The following is a 15687-nucleotide window of genomic DNA, read 5'->3' as shown; positions in this document are numbered from 1 at the left end:
CGGAGCCTGCGCGGCTAAATCGCCAGTCGGAGTTGCGGTAATAGGTCTGGTAGGTGCGGTAGCTGATCATGGTGCGATCCTCGAATTTCATGTGTTTGGCCTTGTGGGCCGGAAAACAAAAACCCCCGGTCGGGTTGCCGACCGGGGGTTTCGTGGAGCTTTGGCGGCGACCCTGCTGGAGTGGGCCGCCTGATGGGTATCAGGCCAGCCCGTGGCTAAACCAATACCCATAGAAATAGCTGGCCGCAGCGGCCACGCGCACACGCGCCAGGGCCTGAGCCGGGCGAGCGATGGGCGAAGTGGAAGCGAAGTGCGGCATGACGATCTCCAAAGCGAATGCTGGCTAACCTACTGCATCGCCGTGCGCCGTTCAATCATTGATTTCTATCGGCCCGTTCGGGCTTTCGCTACCATGCCCGCCATGCGTTTTCAGGAACCCGCCATGTCCGACCTTCCCCACTTTCCACTGAGCGCCGTCGTCGGTTCCGATGAACTGAAGCTGGCGCTCTACCTCGCGGCCATCGATCCCGCCATTGGCGGTGTGCTGATCGAAGGCCCGCGCGGCATGGCCAAGTCGACCCTGGCCCGAGGCATTGCCGACCTGCTGCCGGACGCCCTCTTCGTCACCCTGCCCCTGGGCGCCAGCGAAGAACGCATCGTCGGCACCCTGGACCTGGACGCCGCCCTCGGCGAAGGCCGCGCGCGCTTCTCCCCTGGCGTGCTGGCCAAGGCTCACGGCGGCGTGCTCTATGTGGATGAAGTGAACCTGCTGCCGGACCACCTGGTGGACCTGCTGCTGGACGTGGCCGCCAGCGGCGTGAACCTGGTGGAGCGTGACGGCATCTCCCATCGCCACCCGGCGCGTTTCGTACTGATCGGCACCATGAACCCCGAGGAAGGCGAACTGCGCCCACAACTGCTGGACCGCTTCGGCCTTAAAGTGCTGCAGAACGGCCAGCCGCAACCGGTCGAACGCGCCGAAATCGTCCGTCGCCGCCTGGCCTTCGACGCTGACCCGCAGGGTTTCATCGCCCAGTGGAGTGGCGAGCAGCAGGCCCTGGCCCAGCGCTGCCAGGACGCCCGCACGCGTCTACCCGGCATTCCACTGGACGATGCCGCCCTGGATGAAATCGCCCAGCGCTGCTTCGCCGCCGGTGTCGACGGCCTGCGCGCCGACCTGGTCTGGCTGCGTGCCGCCCGCGCCCATGCCGCGTGGCGCGGGGCTGATCGGATCGAGACCGTGGACATCGACGCCGTCGAGCACTTCGCCCTTGCCCACCGCCGTACCCACACCCCGCCAGCCGCCGCGCAGCCGCCGCAATCCCCACCCGCCGGCTCGCCGCCCCATGCATCCAGTGGCGAAGGCCAATGGGGCGAACTGCCTGCACAAGCCGTACCCATGGGAGAGCGGCGCGAGCTGCCGCGCTGGCCAAAAAAGCCCTGAGCATCCGCCCGCGCATGGTCACAGGGGCGGGTGCCCGGCCCAGACCCGGCACCCTCGGCAATGGCCGCAGCGGCGCACGCCGCGCGGGAACCGATGGAGCTGTCCAGTGGCTGCCGACCCTGCTGCGCGGCCGCCCGCGCACGGCCGCCGACCTGGTTCGCGCGCCGCGTAGCCAGCGGCCCGAGCAGCTCTGGCTGGTGGTGGTGGACGCCTCGGCCTCCACCCGCCGCCACGGGGCGCTCGCCCAGGCCAAGGGCCTGCTGGCCGGCCTGTTCGAAGCGGCTTACCGTCAGCGCGCCCGCCTCGCCGTGCTCCACGCCACCGGGCGCCAGCCCAAGTGGCTCTGGCAAGGTCAGAAAGCGTCCCCCGCCCTGCACCACTGGCTCACCGAACTCGGCGCCGGAGGCGGCACCCCGTTGATCGATGCATTGCAGCAATCCGCCCATTGGTTAGCGCGGCGGCAACGGCAGAAACCGGCCGAGGCACAGCGGATGCTGGTACTCACCGATGGGCGCTTGAAGGATTGGCCGGCGCTGGAACCGCTGAGCTGCCCAACGCTGCTGGTGGACATTGAAGGCGGACCGATCCGGCTCGGACGGGCGAAGGAACTGGCGCAGGAGCTGGGGGCGGAGTACCGGGTCATTTCCGAGCTCTAGCCCAGCACCCTCACCCCCGGCCCCCGCCCTGCGCCCCGGCCAGATCGCTGCGCGCTCCGGCGTTCATCGGCACCGGAAGCGGTGCTTCCGACTGCGTGCCGCTTCACCCCAGAGGTAGAGGGGTGACTCGCGCCGGAAACACTGGAGTCATCCGGCTTGCACGAAAACCTTCATCAACATCTCCGGCACCGACCGTTCTTCCACGATCCGCTCCTGCACCCAGCGCAGCACCTCTTCCTCGTCGCGAATCCGGTACCACTCGCCTTCCGGATACAGGCTGGCGGTGGGGCCAAGGTCGCAGGGGAACTGGCACTGGGTGCGGGTGATGTGCACCCCGCCTTCGCACTCCAGCTTGCCGGCAGCCTTGAGGGTCTCGCGCAGTTTCTTCCACAGCGGCAGGGCGCCGCGGCGGGTGCAGCGCGGGCCGTTGCACAGCAGCAGGCGGCGGGCGTGGGGCGGGATACAGGACCAGGAATGGGCATCCGGCAGCGCCGGCACATTCACGCAGTCCAGGTGCAGTTCACGACGTTCGGCCAGGATGCAGGCGGCGCTGGCTGGGTCGCTGTCAAACTGGCCGAACAGGCTGGCGGCGAAGAGTTGCTCAGGGGCGTCCAGTGCCGCCAGCCCGCTACGCAGCCAGTCCAGATGCTGGGCAGAGGATTGGGGGTCAAGGTCGATCACCAGCAGCGGGCGCGGGCTTTCCTGCACACGCTGCCAGAGCGCGTCATCGCCCGCGCTGGTATCGACGATTTCGGCCAGGGCAGCCTCGCCACGCAAGGCAATGAGCTGGCGGCGGAAGAGTTCAGCGAAGGAGCCTTCGGAAAGGTCCGGCCCGGCGAACAGCACGCGGGCGTAGGGTGTTGCGCTCATGGGGTTTCCAGGTAAGTGGCGAGGGCCTGCCAGAGACCCTCGACGGAATCGAATTCACGGGCCACGGCAGGCAGCTCCGGGCGCTTGAGAATCAGCACCGGCAGCCCGAGCTCGCGGGCAACCTGCAGCTTGGGTTCGGTGGACTGGCTGCCGCTGTTCTTGCTGATCAGCACATCGCTCTGCAAGCGAGAGAACAGTTCTCGCTCGCCGTCGAGGCTGAAGGGGCCACGCGCGCCGATCACCTCATAACGCGCGCCGGCCGGCTGCCCCTGAAGGCAGCGCACCGCCCAGTGCTGCTGCGGTGGAATCTCGTGCAGGTGTTCCAGCGGTTCGCGACCGAGGGTGAAGAAGGGGCGGCAAAAGTCCTTCAGGGCGACGATCAGTTCGGCCCAGTCGGCCACGTTACGCCAGTCGTCCTCAGGGCCCGCCTGCCAGCCAGGACGCCGCAGGGCCCAGCAGGCAATGCCGGCCATTTCGGCGGCGGCAGCGCCGTTCCGACTCATCTGTGCGGCATAAGGATGGGTAGCGTCGACCAGCAGGCCAATGCCTTCCTCCGCGATGAAACGGGCCAGCCCTTGCGCGCCGCCATAGCCGCCGACGCGCACCTGGCAGGCGAGGTCATCCGGCACCTTGCCGAGACCGGCAAGGCTGTAGACATGTTCAGGACCGAGGCGACGCGCCAGCGCCAACGCCTCGGTGACGCCGCCCAGCAGCAGGATGCGCTTCATGGTTGCTCCACGGCCTCGCCGACGATGTTGCCCTGGCGGTCGATGGCGAAGACTTCCAACGCCACGCTGGCCGGCACCGTCTTGCGGGCGAAAGCCAGGGCGTGGGCACAGACGGCGTTACCCAGTGGAATGCCGGCATCGTGGGCCATGGCCAGCGCCAGCTGGCTGGTATTCGCGCCACGCATGGACGCCTGCAGCTCGTCGCTGGCACCCAGCTCGGCGGCCCACTGTGCCAGCAGCGGCAGGTCGATGCTGGAGCTGCCGCTGTGCAGGTCCATATGGCCGGCGGCAAGTTTGCTGATCTTGCCGAAGCCGCCACACAGGCTGAGCTTTTCCACCGGCGCCTTGCGCAGGTGCTTGAGCACGGCGCCGGCGAAGTCGCCCATTTCGATCAGGGCGGTGTCGTCCATGTGGTAGCGGCGGCGCATGGCGTCTTCGCTGGCATTGCCGGTGCAGGCGGCCAGGTGGGTGAAGCCGTTGGCGCGGGCGACATCGATGCCCTGATGGATCGACGCGATGTAGGCCGAACAGGAGAAGGGCCGGACGATGCCGGTGGTACCAAGGATGGAGATACCGCCGAGAATGCCCAGGCGCGGATTCATGGTCTTCAGTGCCAGCTCGGCGCCGCCCTGGACGCAGATGGTCACCTCGAAGCCACCGGCGTAATCATGCTCGTCGGCGAGACGAGTGAGGTGTTCGGTCATCATTTGCCGGGGCACCGGGTTGATCGCCGCTTCGCCCACCGCCAGGGTCAGGCCGGGCTTGGTAACGGTGCCGACGCCAGGCCCGGCGTGAAAGCGCACTCCCGGCTCAGCGGCGAGGCGCACTTGGGCGTAGATCAGCGCGCCGTGGGTCACATCGGGGTCATCGCCGGCATCCTTCAGCGTGCCAGCCTCGGCGCCCCCCTCGATCAGCCGGCAGAACTCCAGGCGCATCAGCACCTGCTGGCCTTTGGGCAGGGTGATTTCTACCGCATCCGCCGCCTCGCCGCCAAGCAACAGGCGCACCGCCGCGAGGCTAGTGGCCGTGGCGCAGCTGCCGGTGGTGTAGCCGCTGCGCAGCGGCGCGGGTTGTTCGGGGGTTTCGTCACGCATGGGGAATGGCAGGTCCGCTCACGATCTTTATGTAGGTTGGCGCTGAGCGCAGCGAAGCCCAACGATCGCCGCGCGGGACCGGGAGCGCTTCGCACTCCTTGTTGGGCTTCGCGCTGCTCAGCACCAACCTACACATCCTGCACCTGCTTGCGCGCGGGCTTCACCACTTCAAGCAATGTAATCGGCAATGCCGAGCGCCAGGTGTCGAAGCCGCCCAGCGGCTGGGCCTGGGCGATGGCGATGCGGGTGAGCTCGCCGCCGTGGCGGTCGCGGAAGGCCACCAGGGTGGCTTCGCTTTGCAGGGTCACGGCATTGGCGATCAGGCGGCCACCGGGCTTGAGCTGGTTCCAGCAGGTGTCGAGCACACCGGGCTCGGTGACGCCGCCGCCGATGAAGATCGCATCCGGCGCGGGCAGGCCATCCAGCGCCGCCGGGGCCTGGCCGGCGACCAGTTGCAGGCCGGGCACCCCCAGGGCGTCGCGGTTGTGGCGGATGTGCGCCTGGCGGCCTTCATTGGCTTCGATGGCGATGGCACGGCAACTTGGGTGCGCGCGCATCCACTCGATGCCGATGGATCCGCAGCCGGCCCCCACATCCCAGAGCAGCTCGCCCGGACGCGGCGCCAGTCGCGCGAGGGTGATGGCGCGTACGTCACGCTTGGTGAGCTGGCCATCGTGGCGGAAGGCATCGTCCGGCAAACCGGTGGTCAGCGGCAGCGTGCGGGTGCCTTCGTCAGCCTGGACTTCGATGGCCACCAGATTGAGCACGGCGGCTTCGGTGAGTGACCAGTCGCTGGCAATGCCCTCGATTCGCCGCTCACGCTCCCCACCCAGATACTCCAGCACGGTGATTCGACTGGGGCCCAAGCCACGCTCGGCCAACACTGCAGCGATGGCTGCGGGGCTGCTGCCGTCATTGCTCAGCACCAGCAGACGCGCGCCCTTGTGCAGGTGGGCATTGAGCGCAGCCAGCGGGCGTGCCACCACGGAGAGCAGAGTCACCTCCTGCAATGGCCAGCCCAGGCGCGCAGCGGCCAGGGAATAGGACGAGGGCGCGGGAATCACGCGCATCTCCTCCACCGCCACTTGCCGCGCGAGGCTGGCGCCTACGCCGAACAGCATGGGATCACCGCTGGCCAGCACACAGATCGGCGCACCGCGCTTCTCCAGTACGGGGGCCAGAGAAAAAGGACTGGGCCAGGGGCTGCGGCGGGCGCGGATACAACGCGGCAGGAGGTCGAGCTGGCGCGGGCCGCCGACCACTTCGACGGCGCCGAGCAGGGCGTGGCGCGCGGCCTTGCCCAGGCCCGCATAGCCGTCTTCGCCAATTCCCACCACGGTCAGCCAGGGCTGCATTCGCTGTCCTCGATATCTGAAAACGCCAGAGCCGTTCGGCTCCCGACAGGCAGCCTTTTCATAGGTCCGGGCAAAGCGGGCATAATAGCGCCCTTCGCCGGTTACCGGCGCGACCCATAGTCGCCCCGGTTTAAAAGGGAACACGGACAAACCGTGGCTGCCCCCGCAACTGTAAGCAGCGAGTCCATGCATTCTGGCCACTGAATTATCGGGAAGGCCGCACGGGACGACGACCTGCCAGCCAGGAGACCTGCCGGTGAAACCAGTCGCGTGTGGTCGCATCGAGCGGGGTGTATCGGTGCAACGTTGTCCCTAGCTTAGGGAACCGGGTCGCCGCGACGCCGAACATGGTGACCTGAGTGAAGCACGCCCAGCCCACATCGCTATCCGTCCGCCCCTCGGCCTGCCCGGGATTGCTGCGCATCGTCCAGGCGAAGGACGGTGGCATCTGCCGAATCAAGCTGCCCTGTGGCCGCCTGAGTTCGATCCAGGCCCGCGCCGTGGCGGCTGCCGCCAGCGCGCATGCCAGCGGCGTGATCGAGGCCACCAACCGTTCCAACCTGCAGATTCGCGGCGTGAAGCCGGGTGCCGAGCAGGCTCTGATCGACGCCCTGTTGGCTGCAGGCCTCGGCGCAGGCTCCCCCGGTGCCGACGATGTGCGCAACCTGATGGTCAGCCCGCTGGCCGGCCTGGATGCTTCCGCCCCTGTGGATATCTCGTCGCTGGCCGGGCAGCTCCTCGCCCTGCTACAGGACCAGGCGCACTTCCACGCACTCTCGCCCAAGTTCGCCCTGCTGCTGGATGGCGGAGAATCCATGGCGATGCTGGAACACCCCCACGACCTCTGGCTGGCCGCCATGGGCCCGGGCGACCACGCACTGTTCGCCTTCGGCCTGGCTGGCTGCCCGCCACAAGCCGCCGACGATGCCCCGGCCCTGGCCGCCGTTTACCGCAGGCAGGTGCCTGCCCTGGTGGAAGCGCTGCTGGAACTGTTCCTCGAACTGGCGACACCCGAGCAGACGCGCATGCGCCACCTGCTTGCCAAATACCCGGAGGGCGACCTGTTGTTGCGCCTGCAGCAGCGGCTGGACGTTCCCCTGTTGCCGGCCGGCGATTGGCGCCGCCCGGCTCCGCAGACTTTTGCCCACCTGGGCATCTGCAATGGCCGCCATGTTGGCGGCGCGCCGGCTCTCGGCCGACTGACTGCTGCGCAACTCACTGCCCTCGCCGATCTCGCCGATACCCAGGGCGATGGCAGTCTGCGCCTGACGCCCTGGCAATCGGTGCTGCTGCCCAACGTGCGCGCCCCCGAAGCGGCCCTGCAGGCGGTGCGAAATCTCGGCCTGGCCACGGACGCTAGCGAGCCGCTGGCGCGATTGATCGCCTGCACCGGTTCCGCGGGTTGCACCAAGGGCCTGGCCGACACCAAGGCCGATGCCCTGGCCCTCGCCCCCCTGCTGCCGTCCGGCGCGGTGGCGCACCTCAGCGGCTGCCCGCGCTCCTGCGCCGCCGCCCATGTGGCGCCCTTCACCCTGCTGGCCACGGCACCCGGTCGCTACGACCTTTACCAGCGCGGTGGCGTCGGCTTCGGCCGGTTGCTGGCGCGCGACATCAGCCTTCAAGAGGCCGGCGAACGCCTGGCCGCCTCTCCTGACACCTGGAGTTCCACCCAATGATCAAGTACATCCGCGATGGTCAGGAGATCTATCGCAACTCCTTTTCCATCATTCGTGCCGAGGCCAACCTCGCCGGCATCCCCGCCGACCTGGAAAAGCTCGCAGTGCGGGTGATCCACGCCTGCGGCATGGTCGACGTGGTGGGGGACCTGCGCTTCTCCCCCGGCGCCGGTGCCGCCGGCCGTGCCGCCATCGCCGCCGGCGCGCCGATCCTCTGCGATGCACGCATGGTGGCCGAAGGCATTACCCGCGCGCGCCTGCCGGCAAACAACAAGGTGGTCTGCACCCTCAATGACCCCGGCGTGCCGGAGCTGGCCCGCGAGTTGGGCAACACCCGCTCGGCGGTGGCCCTGGAACACTGGCGCGAGCATCTGGAAGGCAGCGTGGTGGTCATCGGCAACGCCCCCACCGCGCTCTTCTATCTGCTGGAAATGCTCGATGCCGGCGCACCGAAACCGGCGCTGATCCTCGGTTTCCCGGTGGGCTTCGTCGGCGCGGCGGAATCCAAGGACATGCTCGCCGCCGATAGCCGCGGTGTGCCCTATGTGATCGTGCGTGGCCGTCGCGGCGGCAGCGCCATGGCGGCGGCGGCGGTCAACGCCCTGGCCACGGAGGTGGAATGATGACTGGCAAAGGACGGCTGATCGGCCTCGGCGTAGGCCCCGGCGACCCGGAACTGATCACCCTCAAGGCCCTGCGCCTGCTGCAGTCGGCGCCCGTGGTGGGCTACTTCGTGGCCAAGGCGAAGGCCAACCAGGGCCAGGGTGGCAACGCCTTCGGTATCATCGAGCAGCACCTCACCGACGCCCAGCAGCGCATGCCGCTGGTGTATCCAGTGACCACCGAAAAGCTGGAGCCGCCGCTATCCTACGAGACCGTGATCAGCGACTTCTACGACACCGCCGCCGAGCAGGTCGCTCAGCACCTTGAGGCTGGCCGTGACGTCGCGGTGATCTGCGAGGGCGACCCCTTCTTCTACGGCTCCTACATGTACCTGCACGACCGCCTGGCCGAGCGCTACGAGGTGGAAGTGGTGCCCGGTGTGTGCTCCATGCTGGGTAGCGCAGCGGTGCTCGGGGTGCCGCTGGTGTACCGCAACCAGAGTCTTTCCGTGCTCTCCGGCGTGCTGCCGGAAGACGAGCTCAAGGAGCGTCTGGCGGACGCCGAGGCGGCCGTGGTGATGAAGCTCGGACGCAACTTCGACAAGGTGCGCCGGGTCCTGCAGGACCTCGGCATCGCCAGCCGCGCCCATTATGTGGAGCGCGCCACCATGGCCAACCAGCGCATCGTGCCGCTGGATGAAGTGGACCCGATGGCCTCGCCCTACTTTTCGATGATCGTCATCCCCGGCCAGAAGTGGAGGGGGTGATGCAGCGCGGGATGTCCGTGCCCGTAGGGTGCGCGGTGCGCACCAATGACTTCCGGTGCGCACCGCGCACCCTACCTGTGGAACTCTGCCATGCATAACCCACCGGCCATTGTCCTGCTCGGTAAGGGCGGCCTGCCCACGGCCCAGCGCATCCAGGCGCTTTATCCACAGGCGCGCATCCTCGGCCTGGCAGGGCGTGTGGAAGCTATCGACGAGCACTACGACGAGTTCGGCGAAACCTTGCGCGAGCTCTATCGCACCGACACGCCGATCATCGCCCTGTGCGCCGCCGGCATCGTCATCCGCACCCTGGCGCCGCTATTGGCGAGCAAGGGTGCCGAGCCGCCGGTGCTGGCGGTGGCCGAGGACGGCAGCGCCGTGGTCCCGCTGCTCGGCGGCCTCGGCGGCGTGAACCGCATGGCGCGGGAAATCGCCGCGACACTGAACGTGGCGCCCGCCATCACCACCAGCGGCGAGCTGCGTTTCGGCACCTGCCTGCTGGACCCGCCAGCGGGGTATGCGCTGGCCGATATCGAGCAGGGCAAGCGCTTCGTGTCCGACCTGCTGGGCGGTGAAGCGGTCCGCGTGCAGGGCGAGGCGCCCTGGCTGGATGAGGCTCGCCTGCCCCTGGCGGACGAGGCGCAACGGGTTATCCACATCACCGCCGAGGCGCGTGCGGCGGAACGCAATGAACTGCTGATCCATCCCCGTCTGGCCATCGCCCGGATCGATGGCGCGGCAGACGCGGATACAGTGCGTCAGGCACTGGCCGATGCCGGACTGGCGCCCCTGTCCCTGGCTTGCCTGCTGGCGAAGCGTGCACGGATGTGCGATGCCGAACTGGCTGCGACCGCCGCTGAACTAGGCGTACCGCTGCGCTTCATTACCGATGAAACCGCCCTGCCGCCCCTGCACCAGCAGGCGCGTGACATTCGTCTCTACCTCGCGACCGAGCCCGTGGACCCGGCCCTGATCGGCCAGCCGCGTGGCCGCCTCACCGTGGTCGGCCTCGGCCCTGGCGCCGCCGAATTCATGGTGCCCGCCGTGCGCCAGGCGCTGGACGAGGCCGAAGACCTGCTGGGCTACGAAACCTACATCCGCATGGCCGGGCCGCTACGCCCCGATCAGGTGGCGCACTGCACCGACAACCGCGAAGAGCTCCAGCGCGCCCGCCATGCCTTCGAGCTGGCGGCAAGCGGTCGCCGCGTGGTGGTGGTGTCGTCCGGCGATCCGGGCGTATTCGCCATGGCCGCCGCCGTGCTGGAAGCACTCGATGAATCCCGTGATCCTGAGTGGCTGCAAGTGGAACTGCAGGTGTTCCCTGGGGTTTCTGCCGCACTGGCTACCGCGGCCAAGGCGGGCGCACCACTGGGCCATGACTTCTGCCTGATCTCCCTGTCGGACAACCTCAAGCCCTGGGAAGTGATCGAAAACCGCCTCGACCACGCTGCCGCCGCCGACCTGGCCATGGCGTTCTACAACCCGATTTCCAGGGCCCGCCCCTGGCAACTGGGCCGCGCCCTGGAAATCGTCGCCCGCCATCGCAAGCCGGAGACGGTCGTAGTGCTGGGCCGCGACATCGGGCGCCCGGCGGAGAAGCTGACCCTCATCAGCCTCGGAGAACTGACGCCGGAGCACGTGGACATGCGCACCCTGGTGATCATCGGCTCGTCACTGACCCGGCGCGTGCCGAAAGGCAACGGCGAAGATTGGGTCTACACGCCGCGCTGGTATCGCTAGCGGACCTCAGACCGTAGGAGCGAGCTCTGCTCGCGAAAGGGCTTGGCGCGATACTTCGCGAGCAAAGCTCGCTCCTACAAATGTGCCGTACTCCAACGACGGCATCAGGCAAGACCTACGGTCACAGTTGCCAAAGCCTCAAGTCATCGTGAAAATGCGATTAATTTTCATTTGTGATCGCATCTCGCGGTGGCCTTCATGTCGTCTTCCCCGATTACCCTCCAGGCTTTGTACAGCGAGCATCACGGCTGGCTGAAGAACTGGCTGCGCAGCAAGCTGGGCAACGCCGCCGATGCCGCTGACCTGGCCCAGGACACTTTCCTGCGCCTGCTGGGCAAGGGTGCGAGCCTGGAACTGCGTACCCCGCGTGCCTTCCTGCGCACCGTGGCGCGTGGCCTGGTGATCGACCACTGGCGCCGTGAGGAGCTGGAACGCGCCTACCTGGACGCCCTGGCGCAGTTGCCCGAGGCCGAGGCGCCTTCCCCCGAGGACCGCGAGCTGATCCTCGAACTGCTGGAGCGCATCGCGCTGATGCTCGACCGCCTCAAGCCCAAGACGCGCACCGCCTTCCTCCTCGCACAATGCGAGGGACTGACTCACAAGGAGATCGCCGCGCGCATGGGCATTTCCCTGCGCTCAGTAGAGCGCTACGTCGCTGACGCCCTTTACCACTGCTACCTGCTGCGGTTCGAAGAGTGAGCGCACAGAGCCGGACCACCGGCCCCGACGAGCAGGTCGTGCGCCAGGCCATCCACTGGATGATGCGCCTGCGTGGCAACGGTGATGCCGAGCTGCACAAGGCTTGCGAGCACTGGCGCGGGCAGGACGCCAGCCACGAACTGGCCTGGCAACGGGTGCAGCAACTCGACCGCGAGCTGGGGCAGGCCATGCCCGGTAGCGGCCTGGTGCTGGACAACGCCCGTGCCGGGTTGCGCCGACGCCAGGCGCTCAAGCTGCTGTCCGGCGCTGCCGTCGGCGGGGCCGCGCTCTGGCTGACCCGCGACATTACCCCGTGGGAGCGCCTGACCGCCGACCTGGCCACCGCGACCGGCGAGCGCCGTGGCTTGGCACTGGCCGATGGCAGCCAGCTGCAACTGAACACCGATTCGGCGGTGGATATCCGCTTCGGCTCGCAGCAACGCCTGGTCGAACTGCGGCGCGGAGAAATCTTCGTCAACAGCGCCAACCGGGCCGCACCGCTGCGGGTGCGCACCGCTCATGGCCTGGTGGAAACCCAGGCCGCGCACTTCGTGTTGCGCCAGGGCAAGGCCGCCTCACGCCTGAGCGTGTTGCAGGGCAGCGTGGCACTGACCCCAGGCAGCCGGCTGTCGAGGCGGGTCGTCGAAGCGGGCCAGAGCTTCGACATCGCCCGCGACGGAGTCCGGCCTGTGCCGCAACTGGACATGGAAGCCGGCGCCTGGGTCGACGGGCTGATCGTCACCCGTGACATGCGCCTGGCGGACTTCCTCGCCGAGGTGGCGCGCTATCGCCACGGGCGCCTGGCCTGTGCCGAGGCGATTGCCGACCTGCGTCTGTCCGGCGTGTTCCGCCTGGACGACACCGAAATGCTGCTGGCCTTGCTGCCGCGCACCCTGCCGGTGGAGCTGCACTACCGCACGCGCTGGTGGGTGACGGTAGAGGCGAGGGTTTGATCCCGAATTTTCGCGATTGAAATCGCCCCTACAGGTTTTACCTTCGAACGCGTTTGATTTTTTTGGCGGGTTTTTCCGCCTGTTCCGGCAAAGGGAATGAATCCTATTAACCTTTGCCGATCCCCACGGATGTTTTCATGACCGCACCCCGCGCTTCCCACCTCGCTCTTGCCATTCGTGGCGTCCTGCTGTCCGCCGCCCTGGCCGCCCCGCTGCTGCCCGCCAGCGCTGTCGCTGACGGGGCCGCCGCTGTCGCCAGCCGCAGCTACGCCATTCCTGCCGGTGCCCTGTTTGATGCGCTGAACCGCTTCGCCCGTGAGGCGGAGATCAACCTCTCCGCTACCCCGGCACAGACCCGTGGCCTCGACAGCAACGGCCTGAACGGCACCTTTTCGGTGGAGGCGGGCCTCGCGCGCCTGCTCGAAGGCACCTCGCTAAAGGCGGAAAGCCTCGGCAGCGGCAGCTTCGTGCTGCGCGACGTGCCGGCCGGCAGCGCGCTCGAAGTCCCCAGCACCCAGGTGTTCGCCCTGGGCAACGCGCTGGGCAGCGAGGAAGGCTACCTGGCCACCCACAGCCAGATCGCCACCAAGACCAGCAAGTCGCTGATGGAAACTTCGCAGAGCGTCTCAGTGATCACCCGCGAGCAGATCGACGACCAAGGCTCGAAAACCGTCCAGCAATCCATGCGCTACACCCCCGGCATCTTCACCGGCCAGGTGGGCGCCTCGAACCGCTACGACTATGTGGTGATGCGCGGCTTCGCCGACAACAGCGTCGACAACATCTACCTCGACGGCCTGAAGACCATGGGCGACAGCGGCACCTTCAGCTCGATGCAGGTGGACCCGTACTTCCTGGAGCGCATCGACGTGCTCAAGGGCCCGTCCTCGGTGCTCTACGGCCGCAGCCTGCCCGGTGGCCTGGTGGCGCTGACCAGCAAGAAACCGCTCTATGAGGATTACCAACAGGTGCAGGCCACCGTCGGCAACATGAACCAGAAGGGCGTAGGCTTCGACTTCAGCGGTCCGCTGGATGACGAGAAGCGCATCGCCTACCGCCTGGTGGGCCTGGGCAAGGGCGGCGATACCCAGTTCGACCACACCAAGGACGAGCGCTACGCCATCGCCCCGACCCTGGCCATCGACTTCAGTGAAGACACCACGCTGACCCTGCAGGGTTACCTGCAGCACGACCCCAACGGTGGCTACCACAGCGGCGTGCCGGCCGACGGCAGCCTGTTCCAGCACAACGGCCGGCGCATCGACCGCGAGTTCTTCGACGGCGAACCGGGCCTGGACGACTTCGACCGCACCCAGCGCATGTTCGGCTACCAGTTGGAGCACCGCTTCAACGATGTCTGGAGCGCCAGGCAGAACTTCCGTTACCTGAGCGCCAACGTCGACCTGTCGCAGGTTTATGGCTACCAGTGGACCGCGCCCGACAGCAACGAACTGAACCGCTACTTCTCCGGCGCCAGCGAGGAGCTAGAGGCCTACATCATCGACAACATGGTGCAGGCTGAATTCGACTGGGGCAGCACCCGTCACACCCTGCTCACCGGCCTCGACTACCAGCGCCGCAAGACCCATGTGGACTGGACCTCCGGCGTCTCCACGCCGCTCAACGCCTTCGACCCGGAGTACCGCAACGAGAGCCTGAGCTTCCTCTCCGAAGACAACCACACGCGCCGCCTGGAACAGACCGGCCTGTACCTGCAGGACCTGATCGATGTCGACCAGTGGCGCTTCTCCCTCGGCCTGCGCCAGGACTGGGTGGACGTCTCCGATGAGAACCGCACCGCGCAAACCAAGAGTGACGAACAGTGGAGCAAGTTCACCGGCCGCGCCGGCGTGCTCTACCTCTTCGAGAATGGCGTCGCGCCCTACATCAGCTACTCCGAGTCGTTCAACCCGAACGCCTACTCGGACGCCGCCGGCAAGGCCCTGGAGCCCACCGAGGGCAAGCAGTGGGAAGCCGGCGTGAAGTTCCAGCCGGCTGACAGCAACAGCATGTACACCGCCTCGGTGTTCCACATCACCCAGGAAAACGTCGCCTCCAAGCTGCCCCAGGACAACTTCTACACCTCGGTGGGCAAAGTGCGTTCCCAGGGCTTCGAGCTGGAAGCCCACACCCAGGTCACCGAGAACTTCAAGGTGCTGGCCAGCTACACCTACACCGACATCACCTACGCCAAGGCGCTGGACGGCAACCAAGGCAACACCCCAAACCAGGCGCCGAAGCACATGGCATCCATCTGGGGCGACTACAGCTTCAATGCCGGCGCCCTCGACGGCCTGCACAGCGGCCTTGGCGTGCGCTACGTCGGCAAGACCTGGGCAGACAAGGAGAACACCCTGCACGTGCCCTCCTACACCCTGGTCGACGCGCTCATCGGTTACGACCTTGGCAAGCTGGGCATGAAGGGGCTGGATCTCAGCCTGAACGCCAACAACTTGCTGGACGAGGATTACGTGGCGTCCTGCTACAGCCTCGACTTCTGCTACTTCGGCGAAAAACGCAACGTCACCGCCACCCTCAGCTACCAGTTCTGAGGGGCTGAAACGAAAAAGGCGCAGCCGGATGGCTGCGCCTTTTTTCTGCTCACGCGACGCCCGTTAGAACGGAATGTCGTCGTCGAAGCTATCGTAGTCCGGAGCCGGCTGGGCGGCAGGCTGCGGAGCCGGACGCTGCTGCGGGGCGGACTGCTGCGGCTCGCGTTGCGGGCGCGGAGCACGCGGGGCGTCGCCTTCGCTGCCAGGGCGGCCGCCGAGCAGTTGCATCTGGCCGTTGATGTCGACCACGATTTCGGTGGTGTAACGCTTCACGCCGTCCTTTTCCCACTCGCGGGTGCGCAGGGAGCCTTCGACGTAGACTTGCGAGCCCTTGCGCAGGTACTCGCCGGCGATTTCGGCGAGGCGGCCGAAGAACACCACGCGGTGCCACTCGGTACGCTCTTGCTGCTGACCGGTCTGCTTGTCCTTCCAGGATTCGCTGGTGGCCAGGGTGACGTTGGTCACCGCATTGCCGTTGGGCAGGTAGCGGGTTTCCGGATCACCACCGACGTTACCAACCAGAATGACTTTGTTAACCCCACGGGCCATGA

At 67.3% G+C, this 15687-nt stretch carries 14 protein-coding genes and 1 riboswitch; of the genes, 9 read left to right on the top strand and 5 right to left on the bottom strand.

The genetic code is table 11. The features are described from left to right. Positions 1 to 442: 442 nt before the first annotated feature. The gene (locus tag THL1_RS03740) at positions 443 to 1444 is read left to right on the top strand and encodes an ATP-binding protein (RefSeq protein ID WP_069081998.1); all 1002 of its coding nucleotides are present in this window, start codon (positions 443 to 445) and stop codon (positions 1442 to 1444) included. 14 nt (positions 1445 to 1458) lie between these two features. After that, positions 1459 to 2100: a vWA domain-containing protein gene (locus THL1_RS03735; RefSeq protein WP_069081997.1), complete on the top strand. Its 642-nt coding sequence runs from the start codon at positions 1459 to 1461 to the stop codon at positions 2098 to 2100. Between the two features lie 147 nt (positions 2101 to 2247). On the opposite strand, the gene THL1_RS03730 is transcribed toward THL1_RS03735, so the two are convergent. The 4 genes from THL1_RS03730 to THL1_RS03715 all read right to left on the bottom strand — a co-directional run bounded on the left by THL1_RS03730 (position 2248) and on the right by THL1_RS03715 (position 6147). Beyond that, positions 2248 to 2970, bottom strand: a complete 723-nt coding sequence (locus THL1_RS03730; RefSeq protein WP_069081996.1) for a (2Fe-2S) ferredoxin domain-containing protein — start codon at positions 2968 to 2970, stop codon at positions 2248 to 2250. After that, a complete protein-coding gene (locus tag THL1_RS03725) occupies positions 2967 to 3698 on the bottom strand; it encodes a cobalt-precorrin-6A reductase (RefSeq protein ID WP_069081995.1) in 732 nt (243 codons plus the stop codon). The genes THL1_RS03730 and THL1_RS03725 overlap by 4 nt, the downstream gene beginning before the upstream one ends. Then, on the bottom strand, positions 3695 to 4792 hold the full coding sequence (locus tag THL1_RS03720) for a cobalt-precorrin-5B (C(1))-methyltransferase (protein WP_069081994.1): 1098 nt from the start codon (positions 4790 to 4792) through the stop codon (positions 3695 to 3697). Before THL1_RS03720 ends, THL1_RS03725 begins: the two co-directional genes overlap by 4 nt. A gap of 128 nt (positions 4793 to 4920) precedes the next feature. Continuing rightward, complete coding sequence (locus THL1_RS03715) at positions 4921 to 6147, bottom strand: bifunctional cobalt-precorrin-7 (C(5))-methyltransferase/cobalt-precorrin-6B (C(15))-methyltransferase (RefSeq protein ID WP_069081993.1); 1227 nt, start codon at positions 6145 to 6147, stop codon at positions 4921 to 4923. An 81-nt stretch (positions 6148 to 6228) separates the two neighbouring features. Next, a riboswitch (cobalamin riboswitch) is annotated at positions 6229 to 6419 on the top strand. Between the two features lie 87 nt (positions 6420 to 6506). On the opposite strand from THL1_RS03715, the gene cobG reads away from it, so the two are divergent. The 7 genes from cobG (at position 6507) to THL1_RS03680 (ending at position 15136) form a co-directional block, all read left to right on the top strand. After that, a complete protein-coding gene (gene cobG, locus THL1_RS03710) occupies positions 6507 to 7823 on the top strand; it encodes a precorrin-3B synthase (protein WP_083245816.1) in 1317 nt (438 codons plus the stop codon). After that, positions 7820 to 8446, top strand: a complete 627-nt coding sequence (locus THL1_RS03705) for a precorrin-8X methylmutase (RefSeq protein ID WP_069081991.1) — start codon at positions 7820 to 7822, stop codon at positions 8444 to 8446. Before cobG ends, THL1_RS03705 begins: the two co-directional genes overlap by 4 nt. Further along, complete coding sequence (locus THL1_RS03700) at positions 8443 to 9192, top strand: precorrin-2 C(20)-methyltransferase (RefSeq protein ID WP_069081990.1); 750 nt, start codon at positions 8443 to 8445, stop codon at positions 9190 to 9192. Before THL1_RS03705 ends, THL1_RS03700 begins: the two co-directional genes overlap by 4 nt. Positions 9193 to 9282: 90 nt before the next feature. Beyond that, a complete protein-coding gene (cobJ, locus tag THL1_RS03695) occupies positions 9283 to 10932 on the top strand; it encodes a precorrin-3B C(17)-methyltransferase (protein WP_069081989.1) in 1650 nt (549 codons plus the stop codon). A gap of 198 nt (positions 10933 to 11130) precedes the next feature. Beyond that, on the top strand, positions 11131 to 11631 hold the full coding sequence (locus tag THL1_RS03690; RefSeq protein WP_069081988.1) for a sigma-70 family RNA polymerase sigma factor: 501 nt from the start codon (positions 11131 to 11133) through the stop codon (positions 11629 to 11631). Next, a complete protein-coding gene (locus tag THL1_RS03685) occupies positions 11628 to 12584 on the top strand; it encodes a FecR domain-containing protein (protein ID WP_069081987.1) in 957 nt (318 codons plus the stop codon). The genes THL1_RS03690 and THL1_RS03685 overlap by 4 nt, the downstream gene beginning before the upstream one ends. Positions 12585 to 12721: 137 nt before the next feature. Next, positions 12722 to 15136, top strand: coding sequence for a TonB-dependent siderophore receptor (locus THL1_RS03680; RefSeq protein ID WP_069081986.1), 2415 nt, complete (start codon positions 12722 to 12724; stop codon positions 15134 to 15136). Between the two features lie 63 nt (positions 15137 to 15199). On the opposite strand, the gene THL1_RS03675 is transcribed toward THL1_RS03680, so the two are convergent. Beyond that, positions 15200 to 15685, bottom strand: a complete 486-nt coding sequence (locus THL1_RS03675) for a single-stranded DNA-binding protein (RefSeq protein ID WP_044872677.1) — start codon at positions 15683 to 15685, stop codon at positions 15200 to 15202. Between the last annotated feature and the right edge of the window lie 2 nt (positions 15686 to 15687).

The sequence above is a fragment of the Pseudomonas sp. TCU-HL1 genome (genome assembly GCF_001708505.1).
In the GTDB taxonomy this organism is placed as follows: domain Bacteria; phylum Pseudomonadota; class Gammaproteobacteria; order Pseudomonadales; family Pseudomonadaceae; genus Metapseudomonas.
Note: the sequence above shows the minus strand (reverse complement) of the source record. Positions and strands in the feature narration are given on the sequence as shown.

Excerpts from the sequence above, each read along its gene's own strand:
- THL1_RS03715 (WP_069081993.1), bottom strand. The coding sequence starts at position 6,147 with ATGCAGCCCTGGCTGACCGTGGTGGGAATTGGCGAAGACGGCTATGCG.
- THL1_RS03680 (WP_069081986.1), top strand. The coding sequence starts at position 12,722 with ATGACCGCACCCCGCGCTTCCCACCTCGCTCTTGCCATTCGTGGCGTC.
- cobJ (WP_069081989.1), top strand. The coding sequence starts at position 9,283 with ATGCATAACCCACCGGCCATTGTCCTGCTCGGTAAGGGCGGCCTGCCC.
- THL1_RS03740 (WP_069081998.1), top strand. The coding sequence starts at position 443 with ATGTCCGACCTTCCCCACTTTCCACTGAGCGCCGTCGTCGGTTCCGAT.
- THL1_RS03725 (WP_069081995.1), bottom strand. The coding sequence starts at position 3,698 with ATGAAGCGCATCCTGCTGCTGGGCGGCGTCACCGAGGCGTTGGCGCTG.
- THL1_RS03675 (WP_044872677.1), bottom strand. The coding sequence starts at position 15,685 with ATGGCCCGTGGGGTTAACAAAGTCATTCTGGTTGGTAACGTCGGTGGT.
- THL1_RS03690 (WP_069081988.1), top strand. The coding sequence starts at position 11,131 with ATGTCGTCTTCCCCGATTACCCTCCAGGCTTTGTACAGCGAGCATCAC.
- THL1_RS03700 (WP_069081990.1), top strand. The coding sequence starts at position 8,443 with ATGATGACTGGCAAAGGACGGCTGATCGGCCTCGGCGTAGGCCCCGGC.
- THL1_RS03730 (WP_069081996.1), bottom strand. The coding sequence starts at position 2,970 with ATGAGCGCAACACCCTACGCCCGCGTGCTGTTCGCCGGGCCGGACCTT.
- THL1_RS03735 (WP_069081997.1), top strand. The coding sequence starts at position 1,459 with ATGGTCACAGGGGCGGGTGCCCGGCCCAGACCCGGCACCCTCGGCAAT.
- THL1_RS03705 (WP_069081991.1), top strand. The coding sequence starts at position 7,820 with ATGATCAAGTACATCCGCGATGGTCAGGAGATCTATCGCAACTCCTTT.
- THL1_RS03720 (WP_069081994.1), bottom strand. The coding sequence starts at position 4,792 with ATGCGTGACGAAACCCCCGAACAACCCGCGCCGCTGCGCAGCGGCTAC.